General features: G+C 71.8%; 18 protein-coding genes and 1 tRNA gene. 8 read left to right on the top strand and 11 right to left on the bottom strand.

Annotated elements, in window-relative coordinates; translation table 11 throughout:
- Positions 1 to 116 precede the first annotated feature (116 nt).
- On the bottom strand, positions 117 to 1,256 hold the full coding sequence (locus tag LGI35_RS21595; RefSeq protein ID WP_227295556.1) for an ABC transporter ATP-binding protein: 1,140 nt from the start codon (positions 1,254 to 1,256) through the stop codon (positions 117 to 119).
- 217 nt (positions 1,257 to 1,473) lie between these two features.
- Here LGI35_RS21595 and LGI35_RS21590 point away from each other — a divergent pair.
- Positions 1,474 to 1,548: transfer RNA gene (locus LGI35_RS21590), tRNA-Thr, on the top strand.
- A 63-nt stretch (positions 1,549 to 1,611) separates the two neighbouring features.
- Here the strand turns inward: LGI35_RS21590 and LGI35_RS21585 are convergent.
- Both LGI35_RS21585 and LGI35_RS21580 read right to left on the bottom strand, forming a co-directional pair.
- Positions 1,612 to 3,033, bottom strand: coding sequence for an NAD(P)/FAD-dependent oxidoreductase (locus tag LGI35_RS21585; protein WP_227295554.1), 1,422 nt, complete (start codon positions 3,031 to 3,033; stop codon positions 1,612 to 1,614).
- An 11-nt stretch (positions 3,034 to 3,044) separates the two neighbouring features.
- Positions 3,045 to 3,776, bottom strand: coding sequence for a rhomboid-like protein (locus LGI35_RS21580; RefSeq protein ID WP_227295553.1), 732 nt, complete (start codon positions 3,774 to 3,776; stop codon positions 3,045 to 3,047).
- Between the two features lie 26 nt (positions 3,777 to 3,802).
- Between LGI35_RS21580 and LGI35_RS21575 the strand changes: the two genes are divergently transcribed.
- Both LGI35_RS21575 and LGI35_RS21570 read left to right on the top strand, forming a co-directional pair.
- Positions 3,803 to 4,684, top strand: a complete 882-nt coding sequence (locus tag LGI35_RS21575) for an aminoglycoside phosphotransferase family protein (protein WP_227295551.1) — start codon at positions 3,803 to 3,805, stop codon at positions 4,682 to 4,684.
- A gap of 72 nt (positions 4,685 to 4,756) precedes the next feature.
- Positions 4,757 to 5,230 (top strand): GNAT family N-acetyltransferase, encoded by a 474-nt coding sequence (locus tag LGI35_RS21570; RefSeq protein WP_227295550.1) that lies wholly within the window; start codon positions 4,757 to 4,759, stop codon positions 5,228 to 5,230.
- 24 nt (positions 5,231 to 5,254) lie between these two features.
- On the opposite strand, the gene LGI35_RS21565 is transcribed toward LGI35_RS21570, so the two are convergent.
- Both LGI35_RS21565 and LGI35_RS21560 read right to left on the bottom strand, forming a co-directional pair.
- A complete protein-coding gene (locus LGI35_RS21565) occupies positions 5,255 to 6,259 on the bottom strand; it encodes a zinc-binding dehydrogenase (RefSeq protein ID WP_227295549.1) in 1,005 nt (334 codons plus the stop codon).
- Positions 6,260 to 6,349: 90 nt separating this feature from the next.
- On the bottom strand, positions 6,350 to 7,525 hold the full coding sequence (locus tag LGI35_RS21560) for an FAD-dependent oxidoreductase (protein ID WP_227295547.1): 1,176 nt from the start codon (positions 7,523 to 7,525) through the stop codon (positions 6,350 to 6,352).
- 159 nt (positions 7,526 to 7,684) lie between these two features.
- Here LGI35_RS21560 and LGI35_RS21555 point away from each other — a divergent pair, with 159 nt between their 5' ends.
- Positions 7,685 to 8,386, top strand: a complete 702-nt coding sequence (locus tag LGI35_RS21555) for a pentapeptide repeat-containing protein (protein ID WP_227295545.1) — start codon at positions 7,685 to 7,687, stop codon at positions 8,384 to 8,386.
- A 22-nt stretch (positions 8,387 to 8,408) separates the two neighbouring features.
- On the opposite strand, the gene LGI35_RS21550 is transcribed toward LGI35_RS21555, so the two are convergent.
- From LGI35_RS21550 to LGI35_RS21540, 3 genes are all read right to left on the bottom strand, one after another.
- Positions 8,409 to 8,918, bottom strand: coding sequence for a hypothetical protein (locus tag LGI35_RS21550; protein WP_227295543.1), 510 nt, complete (start codon positions 8,916 to 8,918; stop codon positions 8,409 to 8,411).
- A gap of 123 nt (positions 8,919 to 9,041) precedes the next feature.
- Positions 9,042 to 9,683 carry a response regulator gene (locus LGI35_RS21545; protein WP_227295541.1) on the bottom strand — a complete coding sequence of 214 codons (642 nt, stop codon included), beginning with the start codon at positions 9,681 to 9,683 and terminating at the stop codon, positions 9,042 to 9,044.
- Positions 9,680 to 10,813 carry a sensor histidine kinase gene (locus tag LGI35_RS21540; RefSeq protein WP_227300432.1) on the bottom strand — a complete coding sequence of 378 codons (1,134 nt, stop codon included), beginning with the start codon at positions 10,811 to 10,813 and terminating at the stop codon, positions 9,680 to 9,682. The genes LGI35_RS21545 and LGI35_RS21540 overlap by 4 nt, the downstream gene beginning before the upstream one ends.
- 330 nt (positions 10,814 to 11,143) lie before the next feature.
- On the opposite strand from LGI35_RS21540, the gene LGI35_RS21535 reads away from it, so the two are divergent.
- The gene (locus LGI35_RS21535; RefSeq protein ID WP_116512341.1) at positions 11,144 to 11,698 is read left to right on the top strand and encodes a GlcG/HbpS family heme-binding protein; all 555 of its coding nucleotides are present in this window, start codon (positions 11,144 to 11,146) and stop codon (positions 11,696 to 11,698) included.
- A 76-nt stretch (positions 11,699 to 11,774) separates the two neighbouring features.
- Entirely contained in the window at positions 11,775 to 13,157 is a 1,383-nt protein-coding gene (locus LGI35_RS21530; RefSeq protein WP_227295539.1) for a M1 family metallopeptidase, read from the top strand.
- A 37-nt stretch (positions 13,158 to 13,194) separates the two neighbouring features.
- Here the strand turns inward: LGI35_RS21530 and LGI35_RS21525 are convergent, their stop codons facing one another.
- Entirely contained in the window at positions 13,195 to 14,751 is a 1,557-nt protein-coding gene (locus LGI35_RS21525; protein WP_227300430.1) for a M4 family metallopeptidase, read from the bottom strand.
- Positions 14,752 to 15,110: 359 nt separating this feature from the next.
- Entirely contained in the window at positions 15,111 to 15,686 is a 576-nt protein-coding gene (locus LGI35_RS21520; protein ID WP_100595698.1) for a TerD family protein, read from the bottom strand.
- Positions 15,687 to 15,866: 180 nt separating this feature from the next.
- Here LGI35_RS21520 and arfB point away from each other — a divergent pair, with 180 nt between their 5' ends.
- A complete protein-coding gene (arfB, locus tag LGI35_RS21515) occupies positions 15,867 to 16,304 on the top strand; it encodes an alternative ribosome rescue aminoacyl-tRNA hydrolase ArfB (protein WP_227295537.1) in 438 nt (145 codons plus the stop codon).
- A 28-nt stretch (positions 16,305 to 16,332) separates the two neighbouring features.
- Here arfB and LGI35_RS21510 read toward each other — a convergent pair whose 3' ends face one another.
- Positions 16,333 to 16,968 (bottom strand): flavin reductase family protein, encoded by a 636-nt coding sequence (locus tag LGI35_RS21510; RefSeq protein ID WP_376223791.1) that lies wholly within the window; start codon positions 16,966 to 16,968, stop codon positions 16,333 to 16,335.
- Between the two features lie 336 nt (positions 16,969 to 17,304).
- Here LGI35_RS21510 and cdgB point away from each other — a divergent pair, with 336 nt between their 5' ends.
- Complete coding sequence (cdgB, locus tag LGI35_RS21505) at positions 17,305 to 19,017, top strand: diguanylate cyclase CdgB (protein ID WP_227295536.1); 1,713 nt, start codon at positions 17,305 to 17,307, stop codon at positions 19,015 to 19,017.
- Positions 19,018 to 19,042: the final 25 nt, after the last annotated feature.

Below are 19,042 nucleotides of genomic sequence, written 5' to 3'. Positions count from 1 at the left end.
TGGCGGGTGTGCCGGGGTATTTGTCGACAATGCGGCGTGCGTGAGGGGGGAGAACGGCCGGAACGCGGAGGAGCCCCGCACCGAAGTGCGGGGCTCCACAGCGGAACGGGCGGGTGTCAGTCGGTGAGGCGCTCACCGGTCGACGAGGAGAAGACGTGGGTCTCGCCCGGACGCGGCACGACGTGGAGCTGGGTGCCCTTCTCGGGGACCTGGCGGCCGTTGACCCGGACGACGAGGTCCTTGGCCTCGCCACCGACCTGCGCGGTGCCGTAGACGTAGCCGTCGGCGCCGAGTTCCTCGACGACGTTCACCGAGACGGCGAGGCCGGCGGGGGCGTCCTCGGCGTCCTTGGAGAGGGACTTCGCGGCCTCGCCGCCGCCCGCCTCGACGATGTCGAAGTGCTCCGGGCGGACGCCGACCGTGACGGTGCGGTCGCCGGCGTCGGAGGCGGCCTTCAGCGCCTCGCGGTTCACCGGGACGACCGAGTTGCCGAACTTCACGCCGCCGTCGGTGATCGGGACCTCGACCAGGTTCATGGCGGGGGAGCCGATGAAGCCGGCGACGAAGAGGTTGGCCGGGCGGTCGTACATGTTGCGCGGCGAGTCGACCTGCTGGAGCAGACCGTCCTTGAGGACCGCGACGCGGTCGCCCATGGTCATGGCCTCGACCTGGTCGTGCGTGACGTACACGGTGGTGATGCCGAGGCGGCGCTGGAGCGAGGCGATCTGCGTACGGGTCGAGACGCGGAGCTTGGCGTCGAGGTTCGACAGCGGCTCGTCCATGAGGAAGACCTGGGGCTCACGCACGATGGCGCGGCCCATCGCGACGCGCTGGCGCTGACCGCCGGAGAGGGCCTTCGGCTTGCGGTCCAGGTAGTCCGTGAGGTCGAGGATCTTCGCGGCCTCTTCGACCTTCTGGCGGATCTCGGCCTTGTTCACGCCGGCGATCTTGAGGGCGAAGCCCATGTTGTCGGCGACCGACATGTGCGGGTAGAGCGCGTAGTTCTGGAACACCATGGCGATGTCCCGGTCCTTGGGCGGCAGGTGGGTCACGTCGCGGTCGCCGATGCGGATCGCTCCGCCGTTCACGTCCTCGAGACCCGCGAGCATGCGCAGGGAGGTCGACTTGCCGCAGCCGGACGGGCCGACGAGGACGAGGAACTCGCCGTCCTCGATCTCGATCTCCAGGCCGTCGACGGCCGGCTTGGTGGAGCCCGGGTAGATCCGGGTCGCCTTGTCGAACGAAACAGTTGCCATGGCTGTGAAGCCCCCTTCACCGGCAGGAACGTGCCGGACGATCCGAGTAAAGGTGGTGATCCGCTACGGCTGATGCCGCAGTGGTTTAGTCCACGCGGGTGAACTGTTCTGGACGGTACCTGTCGGGTGTCGGGTCTGTCAGTAGTCGGAGCGAAGGACCTTCGACGAAATATTCGACGGGGTGCCGCCCGTCGTTGGTTACACTGCTCGGGCTGCTGCCTCCTTAGCTCAGTCCGGCCAGAGCAACGCACTTGTAATGCGTAGGTCGTCGGTTCGAATCCGACAGGGGGCTCCCACGGGACGAAGGCCCAGGTCACGGGTGTGACCTGGGCCTTCGTCGTGCTTGGGGGGCTTGTCAGCCGCGGCCCGCCACCCGGTCCGCGGCTCGGGCCAGGCGGGAGGAGTCCGTCGTGTGCGTGGTGAGTTCGCGGTGGTCGGCGGCGTTGTAGGTGGCGTACATGCCGTGGACGCCCAGCCAGCGGAAGGGTTCCGGTTCCCACTTGCGGACCTTGTGGTTGACCCAGGGGAGGGTCGTGAGGTCGGTGGGGCCGGACTGGCCGGAGTCCTGCTGGACCAGGTCGCGCAGGGTGCGGGCGGCGAGGTTGGTGGTGGCGACGCCCGAGCCGACGTAGCCGCCCGCCCAGCCGAGGCCCGTCGCGCGGTCGAGGGTGACCGTGGCGCACCAGTCGCGGGGGACGCCGAGGACGCCGGACCAGGCGTGCGTCACGGCGACGCCCGCCAGCTGGGGGAAGAAGCGGGTCAGGAGCGCGGTGAGGGACTCGATGGTGGCGGGCTGGGTGCGGCCGTCGTTGTCGGTCCTCGAGCCGTAGCGGTACGGGACGCCCCGGCCGCCGAGCGCGATGCGGCCGTCGGCGGTGCGCTGGGCGTACATGTAGGCGTGCGCCATGTCGCCGAGGGTCTCGCGGCCCTCCCAGCCGATGGACTCCCACTGCGCGTCGGTCAGCGGCTCCGTGGCGATCATGGAGGAGTTCATGGGGAGCCAGGTGCGGCGCTGGCCCTTGAGGGAGGCGGTGAAGCCCTCGGTGCAGCGCAGGACGTAGGGCGCGCGGACCGTGCCGTACGGGGTGACGGCGTGCTTCGGCTTGATCTCCGTGACGGGCGTCGACTCGTGGATCGTGACGCCGAGCGCCTCGACGGCGGCGGCCAGGCCCTTGAGGAGCTTGACGGGGTGCAGGCGGGCGCCGTGCGGGGTCCAGGTCGAGCCGACGGCCCCGAAGACGCGGACGCGCTCGGCGGTCTCGCGGGCGCCGTGCAGGGTGCGGTCCTTCTCGCCGTACGCGAGTTCCGCCGTGTGGAAGGCCTTGAGGCGGGCCAACTGGGCCGGTGTGTAGGCGATTTCGAGTACGCCGCCCTGATGGATGTCGGCGTCGATCTCCTCTTCGGCGGCCGCGCGGATCACCTCGGAGACCGTGTCGTTCATGGCTTCCTGGAGGCGGACGGCAGCGTCGCGGCCGTGCAGCTTCGCGTAGCGGTCGCGGCCGGCGATGCCGTTGTAGAGCCAGCCGCCGTTGCGCCCGGACGCGCCGTAGCCGCAGAACTTCTGCTCCAGGACGGTGATGCGGAGGAAGGGCGCGGCCTTCTTCAGGTAGTAGGCGGTCCACAGGCCCGTGTAGCCGCCGCCGACGATGACGACGTCGGCGGACGCGTCACCCGGCAGGGGCTCGCGGGCGGTGGGGATGCCGTCGTCCGCGTACCAGAACGATATGCCGCCGTTGACGGTGGCCTGGGCGCCGTGCGTGCCGTTCTTGCTGCTCATGGCCCCGGACGTTAGCGCTCCGCAGGGGGGTTCGGGCAGGGGGGACGGCCGCCTTCCTGGATTTGCGAGTGATCGTTTCGCCGCGCTGTCCGGTCCCGTCGCCGCAGGAGCGTCAGCGGGTTCCAGGGCTCGCCCCGGTCGCGTACGAGGGGGTGGCAGGCCAGGCCGATCAGGACCGAGACGAAGTGCCCCAGGTCGGTGAAGGTGCGGCCGGTGAGGAGCGGGCCGCCGTAGACGACGAGGACGACGGCCAGATAGACGTAGCGCCACGGCGGGGCGAGCCGGTACGTGAGGACGCCGACGACGCCCGCGAGCGCGTAACTCACCCCCACATCGAGGGTGTCGACCGACGAGGCGGGCGCGTGGCCGTGGCGGATCGCCCACAGCAGGGCGCCCTCGCTGATCAGGGTCGCGAGGACATGCGCCGCCCCGACGACGGCCAGCCAGCGCCAGGTGTCGAGCCAGCGCTCGGCCTGCGCGTGGAACACCGTGTAGAGGACGGCGTACGGCCACCAGCTGCTGCCGTCGATCCAGAACAGGGAGGCGACGAAGACGCGGACCGGGTCGGTCGACAGCTCGTGCAGGTTCGTGGAGCGCTGGCGCAGGAACTCGTGCTCGAAGTGCGGGTCCATGTGGTGCATGGCGACCGTCGTGAAGAACAGGGCGGCCAGCCAGATGTAGGTGCCGGGGGCGTGCCGTACGTACGACCACACGGCGAGGGGAAAACGGCGCATGGACTGCATTCAGGCACGCACGTAGGGTCGTTCGGGTGATCGACATCCCGGACGGCCTGGTCGAGTCCCAGTACACCTATGCGGGTGAGCCCGGTCGCGCCTTCGTCGCCGGGCTCCCCGCGCGCGTGGAGGAGTTCGTCGAACGCTGGGACCTGCGCGTCGACGGGCCCGCGATGCACGGCATGGCCGCCCTGGTCCTGCCCGTGGTGCGGGGCGACGGGACGCCCGCCGCGGTCAAGTTCCAGATCCTCGACGAGGAGACCGAGGGCGAGCCGGTCGCCCTGCGTGTCTGGGACGGCGACGGCGCCGTCCGGCTGCTCGACCACGACGACGCCACGGGCACGATGCTCCTCGAACGGCTCGACTCCGGGCGGATGCTGGACTCCGTCGAGGACTCCCGGAAGGCCGTCCTCGTCATCGCCGAACTGCTCGCCCGGCTCACGTCCGGGCCCGCCCCGGAGGGGATGCGGCGGCTGTCGGACATCGCGGCCGACATGCTCGCCCAGGTGCCTTCGGCGCTCGCGGCCGTGCCCGGCCCGGCCGACCGCGCGCTGCTCGCGGACTGCGCGGCCGCCGTGCGTGAGGTCGCGGGCGAGGCGGGTGACCGGCTGCTGCACTGGGATCTGCACTTCGAGAACGTGCTGGCCGCCGAGCGGGAGCCGTGGCTGGCCATCGATCCGAAGCCGCTCGCCGGCGACCCGGGCTTCGACCTGAAGCCCGCCATCGACAACCGCTTCGACGCGGACGAGGTGGTGTGGCGGTTCGACGCGATGAGCGGGGTGCTCGGGCTCGACCGGGAGCGGGCGCGCGCCTGGACGCTCGGGCGGGTGCTTCAGGACTCCCTGTGGGAGATCGAGGACGGTCGGCCGCTGGTGCCGGACCATCTGGAGACGGCGCGCAGACTGCTCGGGCGGTGAGCGGGCCGGTCCGCGGTGAGTGGTCGGCCGCCCCGTGCGGGCCGCCCCGTGGTGACTGGTTAGCCTGCCGTCATGATTCGTACCGCCACGCCCGCCGACGTCCCCGTCATCCACGCCATGGTCCGTGAACTCGCCGACTACGAGAAGGCGCTGCACGAGGCGCGGGCCACCGAGGAGCAGCTGTGCGAGGCGCTGTTCGGGGAGCGGCCCGCCGCGTTCGCCCACATCGCCGAGGACGACACGACGGGCGAGCCCGTCGGCTTCTGTCTGTGGTTCCTGAACTTCTCCACCTGGCGCGGGGTGCACGGGATCTACCTGGAGGACCTGTACGTACGGCCCGAGGCGCGCGGCGGCGGCCACGGCAAGGCGCTGCTGACCGAGCTGGCGCGGATCTGCGTCGAGCGCGGTTACGAGCGCCTGGAGTGGTCGGTCCTCGACTGGAACGAGCCGTCGATCAACTTCTACAAGGCGCTCGGCGCGGCGCCGCAGGACGAGTGGACGGTGTACCGGCTGACGGATGAGGCGCTGGCCCGGCTCGGGTCGTAGCGCGACCGGGGACCCGGGCCCGGGTCACGGGATCAGGACCACCTTGCCGATCGTGCCGCGGTTCTCCAGGGCTCGGTGCGCCGCGGCGGCCTCGGCGAGCGGGAAGCGGGTCACCGCGGGACGCAGGCGGCCCGCCTCGGCCTCCCCCAGCGCGGCCAGCTCCAGCGTGCGGACCGGGTTGTCGCCGCCCGCGCGCCGCATCATCGGCGGGCCGAGCACCTGTTCCTGGGTGATGCCGCGCCGGGTGAGTTCGTCCGCGGAGAAGGTGAGGGGCTCGCCGTCGTGCAGGCCCTTGCCGGACCAGCCGAAGACGACGTGGACGCCGCCGGGGCCGAGCAGGTCGACGGCGGCCAGGCCCGCGTCGCCGCCCACCCCGTCGAAGACGACGGTCGCCTGGCGGCCGCCGAGGAACCGGCGGACCTGCTCGGGCCAGTCGGGCGCGGTGTAGTCGACGGCCAGGTCGGCGCCGTTCGCGCGGACGCGGGCCACCTTCTCGGGGCCGCCCGCGAGGCCGACGACGGTGGCGCCCGCGTGCTTCGCGTACTGGACGAGCAGGGTGCCGATGCCTCCCGCCGCGGCCGGGATCACGGCCACCGACGCGGGGCCGAGCGGGGCGAACTGCAGGATCCCCATCGCCGTACGGCCCGTGCCGATCAGGGCGACGGCCTCGGCGAAGTCCAGGCCGGGCGGGAGTTCGTGCAGACGGGCCGCGTCGATCACGGTGAGCTCGGCGTAGCCTCCGGGGGCGAACCCGAGGTGGCCGACGACGCGCTTGCCGAGCCAGGACGCGTCGGTGCCCTCGCCGAGCGATTCGACGGTGCCGGCGACCTCGCGGCCGGGGACGGTGGGCAGCGCGGGCGGCTCGGGTGCGGGGCCCTTCATGCCCTCGCGCAGGGCGGTGTCCAGGAGGTGCACGCCGGCCGCGGCCACGGCGATCCGGACCTGGCCGGGGCCCGGCAGGGGGTCGCCGGTCTTCTCGTAGAGGAGGTTCTCGGCGGGTCCGAAGGCGTGCAGTCGTACGGCGTGCATGGCGGGCTCCTTTGGGTGTGCGGTCTCTTGACGGCTCAGGTGCGCCCACCACCTTTCAACCTGAAGTGGACTTGAGGTCAAGAGTGGGCGTCAGGCCGCGCGGAGCCCCGGGCGGGACGCGGTGAGGGCCAGCGTGGTCGCCTCGACGGCGCTGTTGAACGACACCTCGGAGAGCACGCCGGGCGCCGCGACCTGGTCGCCCACCAGATACACGCCGTCCCCGCGGTCGATCGCGGGCCGGTCCCGCCAGGTCGTGCCGGGCAGATCGACCGCCCCCGTACGCCCGTTCGCGAGCGCGTCCCTGCGCCAGGTCACGCGGTCGCGCCAGCCGGGAAATCCCAGGTCCAGGAGGCGTTCGGCGCGTGCCGTGCCGTCGGCCTTCGACTCGTGCGGCGCCACGGGGATGTGGCCCTGGACGAGCTGCTGCCCGTGCGGCGCCAGACCCCGGTCCTGGGCCGTGAACCGCTCCAGCCAGGCCGGGAAGTCGAGCCCGGACACGATGAAGGCGTCGCCGCGGCGGGTGCGCACGGCCAGGTCGATCAGCGTCGTACGGCCGCTGTTCCACGTCAGCGACGAGTCCCCGAGGAGGCGGCGCGCCGAGTCGAGGGACGTCGCCACGATCACCGGCCCGCCGCCCGTGGGCACGGAGTCGACGCGGGACAGCGTCTCCACGCGCACGCCCAGATTCCAGGCCCGGGCCGCCATCCGGTCGATCACGGACGCCCAGCCGCCGCGCGGATAGTGCGCCTCCGGCGGCACCTTCGCGGCGCGGCGCAGGCGCTGCTGGACGAAGGCCGCGGAGAGGGCGCCCGGGTCGTGGTGGAAGAGCGCCACGGACGAGTAGTGCGCGGCCGCGCGGGCCCCCTCCTCGCCGACGTGGCGCGTCGCCCACGTCATGAAGTCCACGTCCACGGGCGCGTGTTCGGCCCGGTGGCGAAGGAGGCGCAGAAGGGCCAGCGGAGGGGTGCGGCGCAGGGCTCCGCGGTGGTGGAAGCGCAGGCGGGAGCCCTCGAGGGGCGGGATCGGGGCGAGCGGGCCGAGCAGGTCGCGCTGCTTCAGCCAGGTCCAGTGCGGGCCTCCGCTGTAGAGGGCGTGCGGTCCGTCGTGCGTGCGGTACGGGCCTTCGGCGGTGCGGGCGCGGCCGCCGAGGGTGTGGTGCGACTCGTACAGCGTGACGCGCGCTCCGGCCTCGGCGGCGGTGACGGCCGCGGTGAGGCCGGCGAATCCGCCGCCGATGACGGTGAGGTCGGGGGTGGTCGTTGCCATGCCGCTGTTCCCCTTCGGGTTGGGTGCTGTGCCTGTGTCCGTGCCTGTGCCTGTGCCTGTGCCTTTACGACTTACGACGGCTGTGCGCGGCGGAATGTGACATGGGCGGGGGAGCGGCGGCGGTCACCGATTGTCAGTGGCGGCGGGCAGCATGGGGGCATGGCGGAGAAACGAGTGGTGAGGCCGGCGAAGGCGGCGTCGGCGAAACCGGCGGCGGTGAAGAAGGCGCGGCGGCCCGAGGTGCGGCTGCCCCCGCTGGCGCCCTGGACCGGCGGCGAGCTCGAGCCGGACGGGGACTACGACGGGGTGGAGTTCACGGCGGCCGACTTCACCGGGCAGGACGGCGGGGGCGCCCGCTTCATGGACTGCGCGCTCGAAGGGTGCGGGCTCGACGAGACGCGGCTGACCCGCGCCCGGATCCTCGATTCCACGCTGACGGGGATACGGGGTGTGGGCACGGACCTCGCGGAGGCGACCCTGCGGGACGTCGAGGTGGCCGACGCCCGGCTCGGCGGGGTCCAGCTGCACGGGAGCGCGCTGGAGCGGGTCGTGGTGCGCGGCGGGAAGATCGAGTACCTGAACCTGCGCAAGGCGCGCCTGAAGGACGTCGTCTTCGACGGATGCGTGCTGGTGGAGCCGGACTTCGGGGGCGCGCGCCTGGACCGGGTGGAGTTCCCGGGCTGCGTGGTGCGGGGTGCGGACTTCACGGGCGCCGTGATGGCGGACGTGGATCTGCGGGGCGTGGCCGAGCTGGGGATCGCGCGCGGCGTGGACCGGCTGGCCGGTGCCGTGATCAGCCCGGCCCAGCTCTTCGACCTGGCACCGGCGTTCGCGGCGCAGATCGGGGTGCGGGTGGAGTAGGGGCGGCTGACGGAGGTGGGGGCTAGCGCTCGTCCGGGACGCGGGGGAAGCGGGCCTGGAGGTCCCAGATCGCGGGGTTGTCCGCCAGGTCCTCGTGCATGTCGGTGAGGTCGGCGATCACGTCGTGCAGGAAGTCGCGGGCCTCGCGGCGCAGCTCGGTGTGGGAGAACGTCAGGGGCGGCTCGTCCGCCTCCATCCAGTCGGCCTCGATGTCGACCCACCCGAAGCGGCGCTCGAAGAGCATCCGGTCCGTCGACTCGGTGAAGTCGAGCTCGGCGTACTGCGGCCTCGACGCGCGGCTGCCGCGCGGGTCACGGTCCAGCTGCTCGACGATGTCGCACAGCGCCCAGGCGAAGTCCAGCACCGGAACCCATCCCCAGGCTGTGGACAGCTCCCGGTCGGCCTTGGTGTCGGCGAGGTAGACGTCGCCGGCGAACAGGTCGTGCCGCAGCGCGTGGACGTCCGCGCGACGGAAGTCCGTCTGCGGAGGGTCGGGGAAGCGGCGGGAGAGGGCGTAGCCGATGTCGAGCACGTTAGTGATGGTGTCACGGCCGGGACGGGGTGCCGTTCATGGGCGGGAGGGGCTGCGCGCACGGCTGTCACGGGTCGCCGCGGCCGTCACATCCGCACAGGCGCCCCGGCGGTCGGGACGCGCTCAGCCCAGCAGCCGCTGCTCCTTCGCCACCGCCACCGCGCCCGCCCGGGTGTCCACGCCGAGCTTGTCGTAGATCCGGCCCAGGTGGGTCTTCACCGTGGCCTCGCTGATGAACAGCGCGCGGGCGATGTCCCGGTTGCCCAGGCCCTGGGCGAGCTGGCCGAGGATGTCGCGCTCGCGGTCCGTGAGGGACGGGCGCGGGCTGCGCATGCGCGCCATGACGCGGCTCGCGACCGGCGGGGACAGCGTCGTACGGCCCTCGGCGGCGGCCTGGATCGCGGCGAACAGCTCCTCGGGACGCTCCGCCTTGAGGAGGTATCCCGTGGCGCCCGCCTCGATGGCCCGGGTGATGTCGGCGTCCGTGTCGTACGTGGTCAGGACCAGGACGTGCGGGCGCGGGCCCCCCTCGGGCGGCGCGGTCGTGATGCGCCGCGTCGCTTCCACGCCGTCGATGCCCTCGCCCAGCTGGAGGTCCATGAGAACGACGTCCGGCGTCAGCTTCGCGGCGAGCGCCACCGCCTCGTCGCCCGTGCCGGCCTCGCCCACGACCTCGATGCCGGGCGCGCTGCCGAGCAGGGCGAGCAGTCCCGCGCGCACCACCACGTGGTCGTCGCACACCAGCAGCCGTACGGGGTCACTCATGAGGCCTCCAGCGGAATCGCCACCGACAGCACCGTGCCCTCGCCCGGCGCCGACTCGATCGTCAGGGTGCCACCCAGCTGCCGCGTGCGCGCCCGGATCGCCGGAAGGCCGTGCCCGCGCACGCCCGACTTCCGCGGGGGCTCGGGTGTGAAGCCGCGGCCGTTGTCCGCGATGTCGAGGACGACCTGGTCGCCGAGGTGCGTCAGCGTGATCGCGGCGGCCGTCGCGTCCGCGTGCTCCCGTACGTTCGCCAGGGCGCCCTGCGCGATCCTCAGCAGCGCGGACTCGACCCGGTCGGGCAGCGGGGCCGGGGTGCCCTCCGCGTGGAAGCGGACCGCGAGCCCCGCCTCCGACTCCCGCGCCGCCAGCGTGCGCAGCGCCTCGTCCAGGCCGCCGCCCGCGAGATCCGCCGGCGCCAGGTCGTGCACGAACCGGCGTGCCTCCACGAGGCCCCGCTCGGTCACCGACTCCGCGGTCCGCACATGGGCGCGGGCCCGCTCGGGGTCGGCGTCCCACAGCCGGTCCGCCGCCTGGAGCAGCATCTGCTGGCTCGACAGGGACTGGGCGAGCGTGTCGTGGATCTCCATCGACAGGCGCTGGCGCTCGGCGAGCGTCCCCTCGCGGCGCTCCGTCGCGGCGAGTTCCCTGCGGGTGCGCACCAGGTCGTCGATCAGGGCGCGCTGGCGTTCCGCCTGACGCTCCATGTGGACGAAGACGGCGGTCGCCAGGGCCGCGACGGCCGGCGGCGCGAGCAGCAGGTTCGGGTCGAAATCCCCCGCGAGACGCAGCTGCGCCCCGACGACGAACACCGTGAGTACGCCGATCAGGACGAGCGCGGCGCGGGCGGGCAGGGTGCGCAGGCCCGTGTAGAAGAGCGGGACCGCGCACCACGCGAAGCTCGGCGCGAGGACGACGAGGACCACCCACACGGCGACGACCAGGGCCAGCCAGGTGAGGCGGCGCGGGGTGGGGCGGGTGCCGATGCCCGGGCCGAGCGCGGGGCCGAGCACGTACAGGGCGGCCAGGACCACGGACAGCGCGATGATCCACGGGGTGCGGGCCTCGCCGGGGTGGCGCAGCAGGAACCGGGCGAGGGCTCCGCCGAGCAGCAGGAAGAACGCGGTGTGCATCACCGCCGCCAGCCAGCGGGCGTCCGGATCCCGCGTCCCGTGTGCCACGCCCGTACCCCTCTCCGCTTCCGTCGCCGCTCCGCCTCGGTGCTGCGGAAGCTTGGGCCACCGCACCGCGATCGCGCTGCTGAACTGGTCAAACACCCCCATTGTGGCCTGCTCGGGCGGTACGCGGGTCAACCGATCGGCTGACCCGGACGTCAGCCGAGCCGCGCTCCGGTCGCAGCCGGTACGTCGACGGTGCGGCCCGGTTTCCGGCCTGAGGATCGATACCAGAGCGACTCACCGACCGCCTCTGACCGACCCGACCGCCTCCAAGGAGCACCCGTCATGAAGAAGATCTCGAAGCGCGCCCGTGTCCTGACCGGTGGCGCCGTCCTCGCCGGCGTCGTCGCCGGTACCTTCGGCGCGGTCTCGGCCAGCGCGTCCGCCCCGGCCGCCGCCCCCGCCGCCGTGACCGCGGACGCCCCGGCCAGGAACCTCACCCAGTCCACGCACCTGACCACGGCCGCCGCCACGAAGGCCGCGCAGGCCGCCCTCGACGCCGCGAAGAAGGAGAACCAGCGCGTCTCCGTCGCCGTCGTCGACCGCAACGGCAACACGATCGTCACCCTCCGCGGCGACGGCGCCGGCCCGCAGTCGTACGAGTCCGCCGTGAAGAAGGCGTACACCGCGGTGTCCTGGAACGCGCCGACGTCCGAGCTCGCCAAGCGCCTCGAGCAGGCCCCGAACCTGAAGGACATCCCGGGCACCCTGTTCCTCGCGGGCGGCGCGCCCGTCGCGGCGAACGGCGCCCCGGTCGCGGGCATCGGCGTCGCGGGTGCGCCCTCGGGAGACCTGGACGAGAAGTTCGCGCAGGCCGGTGTCGCCGCGCTGAACCGCTAGTCGCGACCCCCCACCGACGTGGAGGCGCCCGCCGACCGGGAGGCGCCTCCACGGCGTTCGCCCCTACGATCGTCAAGTGCCCCACAGCCCACGATCCGCCTCCGCCGTCCTCGCGCTCGTCCTGGCCCTCGGCGCCTGTTCCGCCGCCGGTGACCACGGCACGCCGGGTGCCGCGGGCGTGCGGGACCCGTACTTTCCGAAGCTGGGCAACGGCGGCTACGACGCCACGCACTACACCCTCACCCTCGACGCCGACCGGCACCGGCTGACGGGCACCGCCGACATCACCGCGAAGGCCACCCAGGACCTCAGCGCGTTCAACCTCGACCTCAAGGGCCTGACCGTCGAGAGCGTCACCGTCGACGGGGAGAAGGCCACGTTCGAGCGGGCCGGGCACGAGCTGACGATCCGGCCGGCCGAATGGCTGCGGAAGGGCTCCGAGTTCCGCACGGTCGTGCGGTACTCCGGGAAGCCCGAGACCATCACCGACCCGGACGGCTCAGCGGAGGGCTGGCTCCCCACGGAGGACGGGGCCCTCGCGCTCGGCGAGCCCACCGGGTCCATGGCCTGGTTCCCCGGGAACAACCACCCCTCCGACAAGGCGACGTACGACATCCGTGTCACCGTCCCCAAGGGTCTGAAGGCCGTGTCCAACGGGGAGCTGACGAAGGAGCGGACGGCCGGCGGGCGGACGACGTTCGACTGGCACGTCCCGCAGCCCATGGCCAGTTATCTGGCGATGCTGGCGATCGGGAAGTTCGAGACCAAGGCCTACAAGACGCCCGACGGGCTGCCCGTGTACACCGCCGTGGACCCGGTCGAGGCGGCCGCGAGCGCCAAGGTCCTGACCAGGATCCCGGACGTCATGGCCTGGGAGTCGAAGACCTTCGGCCCCTACCCCTTCTCCTCCACCGGCGCCGTCGTCGACCGGGAGAACGACGCCGGGTACGCGCTGGAGACCCAGAACCGGCCCGTCTTCCCCGGCACCCCTCCGCTGTCCACGCTCGTCCACGAGATGGCCCACGAGTGGTACGGGGACTCCGTCACGCCGAAGTCCTGGCGGGACATGTGGCTCAACGAGGGCTTCGCGACCTACGCCGAATGGCTCTGGCAGGAACAGCACGGCGGCGACAGCGCGCAGGACACGTTCGACCGCTACTACGCGAAGGGCAGCGGGAACGCGATCTGGGCCTTCCCGCCCGCCAAGCCGTCCGGGGCCGCGAACATCTCGGCCCCGCCCGTCTACGAGCGCGGCGCGATGGTGCTGCACAAGATCCGCGAGACGGTCGGGGACGCCAAGTTCTTCGAGCTGCTCAAGAGCTGGCCCGCCGACCACAAGTACGGGAACGCGGACACCGCCGACTTCACCGCGTATGTGGAGAAGCAGAACCCGGGCAAGGATCTGGGGCCCGTCTGGGACGACTGGCTGTACGGAAACGGAAAGCCGGACCATCCGTAGTGGCGGATGGCCCGGCCGAATTCCCTTTCGAGCAGGGTTATTTCACGTTCACGGCGCTCCAGGTCGCCGCCACGGCCTGCTGCTCGGCGCTGTTCGCGCCGTACAGGTCGCCCGCCGCCTGAAGAGTGGCGGTGCGAGCGGCCGCGTAGTTCGTCGTCGACGTCATGTACGTGGAGAGGGCCTTGTACCAGATCTGCTCGGCCTTGGCCCGGCCGATGCCCGCGAGCGAAGCGCCGTTGGACGTCGGGGAGTTGTAGGAGACGCCGTTGATCGTCTTGGCGCCGCTGCCCTCCGACAGGAGGTAGAAGAAGTGGTTGGCGACGCCCGACGAGTAGTGCACGTCGAGGCGGCCGACGGTCTTGGACCAGTAGTCCGCGGAGCCGCCGTCCTTGCTGGGCTTGTCCATGTAGCGCAGCGGGGTGCCGTTGCCGTTGATGTCGATCTTCTCGCCGATGAGGTAGTCGCCGACGTCGCTGCTGTTGTTCGCGAAGAACTCCACCGACGTACCGAAGATGTCGGAGGTGGCCTCGTTCAGGCCGCCCGACTCACGGCTGTAGTTGAGCCCCGCCGTGGACGCGGTCAGGCCGTGGCTCATCTCGTGGCCGGCCACGTCGAGGGCGGTCAGCGGCCGCTGGTTGTTCTGTCCGTCGCCGTACGTCATGCAGAAGCAGGAGTCGGACCAGAAGGCGTTGACGTAGGCGTTGCCGTAGTGGACGCGGGAGTACGCGGCCTTGCCGTCGCCCGCGATGCCGTTCCGGTTGAACGCGCTCTTGTAGTAGTCCCACGTCTCCGCCGCGCCGTACGCGGCGTCGACCGCGGCGGTCTGGCGGTTCGTCACCGTGCCGTCGCCCCACCGGTCGTCGGCGTCGTGGAAGAGCGCGCCCGTGCCGGTCGTCCCGCCGTTCAGGTCGTACGTCTTGTGGCCGCCGCGTCCGCCGTCGACGAGGTCGAACCCGCCGCCGGCCGAGGCCGTGCTGCCCACCGTGACGGTGCCGCTGTACTCGCTGGTGCCGGTGCCGTTCTCGATGCCCTCGTACGAGTACAGCTTCTTGCCGGTGGCGGCGTCGGTGACGACGTGCAGCTCGCTCGGCGTCCCGTCGGCCTGTTTGCCGGTCACGACCGTCTCGTACGCGAGGGCCGGGGTGCCGGAGGCGGCCCAGACGACCTTGCGGACGTTCTTCGCGGTGGCGCTCTTGGCGTCCGAGGCCGCGACGGCCGACTTCTTGGCGGCGGTGGGGGCGAGTGCGGCGTCCGTCGACGCCACGGATATCGAGCCCTTGTGCGCCTTGGAGACGCCCTTCAGGTCGCCGTTCTTCGCGGTGTGCGTGACGAGGTCGCCGCCGAGCACGGGCAGACCGTCGTAGGTCCGCTCGTAGCGGGTGTGCGTCGTGCCGTCGGCGTCCTTGACGACATCGCGGACGACGAGCTTTTCCCCGCTGCCGAGGCCCAGTTGGCGGGCGGCCGCCGGGGCGTCGGTCTGCGCGGCCTTGAGGGCGGTGGCCCGCTGGGACGCGCTGAGCGGCACGGCCGTGGCGCCGGCGGTGCGGTCGGCGGCGGTCGCCGCGGTGCCGCTCTGCAGAGCCAGTACGACCATCGCGGCCGATGCGGCGAGAGCGGTGGCCCTCGCGGCGGTCCTGCGGCCGGCGGTGCGGGGAGCGGGGGAGTGGTGTGTCACTCGGACTCCTTCTGTGTCCAACGACCCGTGGGAGGTGACCCGTCGGGGTGGGGGGGCGCGGGGAGAGAGTGACACCGGGTGCACTGTGTTTGACAGGGCGCCGTCAAAGATTTAACAGTTCGTGTCCGAATGCGGGTGGTGGCTGTCCGTTATTTGCCGCTTGACAGGGAAGAGTCGGTCGGGAGAGTGCTCGCCGAGCGCACGCAGAAGGGCCCCGGCCGGGTATTCCCCGGCCGGGGCCCTTCAACTGCCTTGCTGCGGCGGTGACTCCGCTCAGGTCAGACGTTCACGCCGAAGTCCTGCGCGATGCCGACGAGGCCCGAGGCGTAACCCTGGCCCACCGCGCGGAACTTCCACTCCGCGCCGTTGCGGTACAGCTCGCCGAAGACCATGGCGGTCTCGGTGGCGGCGTCCTCGGAGAGGTCGTAGCGGGCGATCTCGGTGCCGCCGGCCTGGTTGACGATGCGGATGAACGCGTTGCGCACCTGGCCGAAGTTCTGCGAGCGGTTCTCCGCGTCGTAGATCGAGACCGGGAAGACGATCTTGTCGATGTCGGCCGGGAGGCCCGCCAGGTTGACGTTGATCTGCTCGTCGTCGCCCTCGCCCTGGCCCGTGACGTTGTCACCGGTGTGGACGATGGTCTGGTCCGGCGTCGCCTTGTTGTTGAAGAAGACGAAGTGGCCGTCCGAGTAGACCTTGCCCTGCGGGTTCACCGCGATCGCGGAGGCGTCGAGGTCGAAGTCGGTGCCGGTGGTGGTGCGGACGTCCCAGCCGAGGCCCACGGTGACGGCGGTCAGGCCCGGAGCCTCCTTGGTGAGCGAGACGTTGCCACCCTTGGACAGGCTTACAGCCATTGTTGGGAGTCCTTCCCTCGTTAGCGATGCGTGCGCTTCGTAGACGAAGCTACTCGTACCCCTATGAACGCCAAGGGGGGATCCAGGGTTCCAGGTGTCTTTACTTTCTTTACCCTCTTTCCCCGGGATGGGTGCGGCGCCGGGAAAAGGGGGTGACGCGGCGTGTGTCCAGGCGCGACCATGGAACCCATGTCCGGTCCTTACTTCATCCGCGGCTCGGTGGTCCTTCCGGAGGCCGAGCTCCTCTGGCGATTCTCCCGGTCGTCCGGGCCGGGCGGCCAGCACGTGAACACCAGCGACTCCCAGGTCGAGCTCCGCTTCGACCTCGCCAGGACGGAGGCGCTGCCCGAGGTGTGGAAGGCGCGGGCCCTGGAGCGGCTCGCCTCCCGCCTCGTCGACGGCGTCATCTCCGTACGGTCCTCGGAACACCGCTCCCAGTGGCGAAACCGCGAGACCGCCGCCGTGCGCCTCACGTCGCTCCTCGCCGAGGCCACCGCCCCGCCGCCCAAGCCGCGCCGCGCGACCCGCATCCCCCGGGGGATCAACGAGCGCCGCCTGCGCAACAAGAAGGCGCGGTCGGACACGAAGCGGGGCCGGTCGGGGCAGGGCTGGGACTGAGCGGCCTCACGGGGTCCGGGCGGGGGCTTCACCCCAACTGCCGGTACTTCCCCTTGAAGTAGGCCAGCGGTCCGCCGTCGGCGCTGGGCAGCGAGGCCGTGAGCACCCGGCCGATCACCAGCGTGTGGTCCCCGGCCGTCACCCGCTGCTCCGTGCGGCACTCCAGCGTCGCGAGCGCGCCGCCCACCAGGGGCGCGCCGGACACCTCGCCGCGTACGTAGGGGATGTCCTCGAAGAGCAGACGGTCGCTGATGCGGCCCTTCATCGCGAAGCGGCCCGCGATGTGGCGCTGACTCTCGGAGAGCACGGACACCGCCCACAGGGGCTGTTCGTCGAGCAGGTCGTCCATGCGGGAGCCGTTGCGCAGGCTGACGAGGACGAGCGGGGGGTCGAGGGAGACCGACAGGAACGCCGTCGCCGTCATGCCGACGTCCTCGCCCAGGGGAGCCGACGGGTCGTCCGGGTCGAGCGGCATCTCGCGCGCGGTCACCAGGACCACGCCCGCGGCCAGTCGGGACATGGCGGCGCGGAACTCGTCGTTGCTCACCCCCTCAGCATGCCCGGCCGAGGCGGGCGCGGGGACGAAAGCAGCGGTGGGGGTTGTGGGGGTCGTGCGGGTGGTGGGGGAGAGCGGGAAATTCTTCAGCGGCGGGGGAGTCTTCAGCACGTCTCGACGCTAGCTTCGGTGCCGTGCCCGCCACATCGGGCCTTGGGCCGAGGTCGGTCCTAGGACCTGTGGTGGGTGTCGTCCGCATATGGTGCTGATCGTCGGTTTTCTCCGTTCAGGAAGTGCAGGGGGCGTGCGCCGGAGCACCCCTCAACCCTTCATCTCCTCCTGTGACTTGAGTCACAGGAGCCATATTTTGTTGACCCTGTGTACCGAGTGGACAGCTCGCTGTGATTCAGTGGCGGAGACACTGCAAGAAGAGCGTGCACACGCACGTGCGGAATCGGCGATCAGAATTCTGGAGTGCTGTCGAGGTCTCGGGGAGAGCTGAGCATGGAGACCGAGTCGGAGCCGTACGTCCGTCTTGCGACCCTGCGGCAGCTTCACCAGGTCATGGCGGACATGAACACCGCCCGCAGCCTGGCCGACACCCTGCAGACGGTCTCCGACGGAGTCGTGAACGGCCTCGGATACGAGCTGGCCTGCGTCAATCTCGTACGCCCGGACGGTGACCTCGTCGTCGCCGCCTTCTCCGGTGACTCCTCCGCCGAAGCCCTCATCACCGGCCGGGTCGGCTCCCGCGCCTCCTGGGACCGCCGCCTGTCCATGGGCGAGGCCTGGGGCGACCTGCGGTTCATCCCGCACACCGAGGGCTGGGTCCTCGACGAGGACGACGTACCGCAGTGGTTCACCGACGGTCCGGCGCCCCGCTTCGAGGACGAGTGGCACCCGGCGGACCGTCTCTTCGCCCCGATGTACGCCACCGGCGGCTCCGGCGGCGAACTCCTCGGCGTGATCTCCGCCGACCGCCCGCGCAACGGCAGGCGCCCCGGCGCCTGGGGCCGTGAGGCCCTGCAGATGTACGCCTTCCAGGCCGCCATCGCCATCAGCAACGCACGGCTGCGCGCCAACATGCAGCGCGCCCTGGTCCGGCTCGAACGCGAGCAGCAGGCCCTGCGCGCCAGCGAGGAGTCCTTCCGCCAGGCCTTCGAGTACGCCCCCAGCGGCATGGCCATCGCCGAGATGGGCGGCGACCAGCACGGGCGGCTCCTGCGCACGAACGACGCCCTGTGCCGGCTGCTCAGCCGCCCGGCGTCCGCCATGCGCCGCTACTCGTTCTCCGACCTCGTCCACCCCGAGGACATCGGCACGCTGCTGCGCACCTCCGCCGAGGGCGGCCGCGCCGAGCTGCGCCTCGGACGGCGCGACGGCACCTACGTCTGGGTGTCCCTGCGGAACTCGGTGGTGGCCGACGCCGCCGACGGACCGCGCTTCCTGCTCACCCACGTCGAGGACATCGAGGAGCGCAAGCGCCGCGAGCTGCACCTCGCGCACCGCGCGTCCCACGACTCCCTCACCGGCCTGCCGAACTCGGCGGAGCTGCGCTCCCGCCTCTCGGCCCGCCTGTGCCGCCGCCCCCAGCTGCCCGAGCAGAGCGCCGTGGACTCCCTGGACGCGGCGTACGGGGACCGCACCGGCAGCTCGTACGACACGAACGGGCACGGATTCGACTTCGCGGGGGCCGCGGCTGCCGCCGCGGCCGGACAGCAGAGCGGCGGGTCCGGGCCCTCCGGCGGGATCTACGACGACTATGGCTTCGATCACCACGTCCACATCGTCGCGCCCGAGGGGGAGACCGACGACGGGACGAAGGGCCTGGCGGTCCTCTTCTGCGACCTGGACGGCTTCAAGTCGATCAACGACCGGTTCGGGCACCACACCGGAGACGCCGTTCTGATCGAGGTCGCACGGCGTCTGACCAGCGGTGTCCGTGACGGGGACACCGTCGCGAGGCTCGGCGGCGACGAGTTCGTCGTGCTCGCCGACGGGCTCGGCCGGGCCGACGCACAGGACCTCGCCGTCCGTCTGCGGAACGCGATCATTCCGCCCATCCGGGTCGACGGGAGGGCGGTCCGTGTGGGCGCCAGTTTCGGCATCGGCTGGGCGCACTGCGGGATGACGGCCGACGAGGTGTTGAAATCCGCTGACCAGCGGATGTACATCGAGAAACGGTCGCGTGCCAAGCAGCACCGACGGGCCGGATGATCTCCTTCCGCGGGTATCGGTGAGG

The sequence above is a fragment of the Streptomyces longhuiensis genome (genome assembly GCF_020616555.1).
In the GTDB taxonomy this organism is placed as follows: domain Bacteria; phylum Actinomycetota; class Actinomycetes; order Streptomycetales; family Streptomycetaceae; genus Streptomyces; species Streptomyces longhuiensis.
This window is presented reverse-complemented; position numbering and strand designations above follow the sequence as displayed.

What these genes read in the sequence shown, in the direction of transcription:
- LGI35_RS21545 (WP_227295541.1), bottom strand. Translation starts at nt 9,683, where the DNA reads ATGAGTGACCCCGTACGGCTGCTGGTGTGCGACGACCACGTGGTGGTG.
- LGI35_RS21580 (WP_227295553.1), bottom strand. Translation starts at nt 3,776, where the DNA reads ATGCAGTCCATGCGCCGTTTTCCCCTCGCCGTGTGGTCGTACGTACGG.
- arfB (WP_227295537.1), top strand. Translation starts at nt 15,867, where the DNA reads ATGGAACCCATGTCCGGTCCTTACTTCATCCGCGGCTCGGTGGTCCTT.
- LGI35_RS21540 (WP_227300432.1), bottom strand. Translation starts at nt 10,813, where the DNA reads ATGCACACCGCGTTCTTCCTGCTGCTCGGCGGAGCCCTCGCCCGGTTC.
- LGI35_RS21565 (WP_227295549.1), bottom strand. Translation starts at nt 6,259, where the DNA reads ATGCACGCCGTACGACTGCACGCCTTCGGACCCGCCGAGAACCTCCTC.
- LGI35_RS21570 (WP_227295550.1), top strand. Translation starts at nt 4,757, where the DNA reads ATGATTCGTACCGCCACGCCCGCCGACGTCCCCGTCATCCACGCCATG.
- LGI35_RS21585 (WP_227295554.1), bottom strand. Translation starts at nt 3,033, where the DNA reads ATGAGCAGCAAGAACGGCACGCACGGCGCCCAGGCCACCGTCAACGGC.
- LGI35_RS21535 (WP_116512341.1), top strand. Translation starts at nt 11,144, where the DNA reads ATGAAGAAGATCTCGAAGCGCGCCCGTGTCCTGACCGGTGGCGCCGTC.
- LGI35_RS21560 (WP_227295547.1), bottom strand. Translation starts at nt 7,525, where the DNA reads ATGGCAACGACCACCCCCGACCTCACCGTCATCGGCGGCGGATTCGCC.
- LGI35_RS21555 (WP_227295545.1), top strand. Translation starts at nt 7,685, where the DNA reads ATGGCGGAGAAACGAGTGGTGAGGCCGGCGAAGGCGGCGTCGGCGAAA.
- LGI35_RS21525 (WP_227300430.1), bottom strand. Translation starts at nt 14,751, where the DNA reads ATGGTCGTACTGGCTCTGCAGAGCGGCACCGCGGCGACCGCCGCCGAC.
- LGI35_RS21520 (WP_100595698.1), bottom strand. Translation starts at nt 15,686, where the DNA reads ATGGCTGTAAGCCTGTCCAAGGGTGGCAACGTCTCGCTCACCAAGGAG.
- cdgB (WP_227295536.1), top strand. Translation starts at nt 17,305, where the DNA reads ATGGAGACCGAGTCGGAGCCGTACGTCCGTCTTGCGACCCTGCGGCAG.
- LGI35_RS21595 (WP_227295556.1), bottom strand. Translation starts at nt 1,256, where the DNA reads ATGGCAACTGTTTCGTTCGACAAGGCGACCCGGATCTACCCGGGCTCC.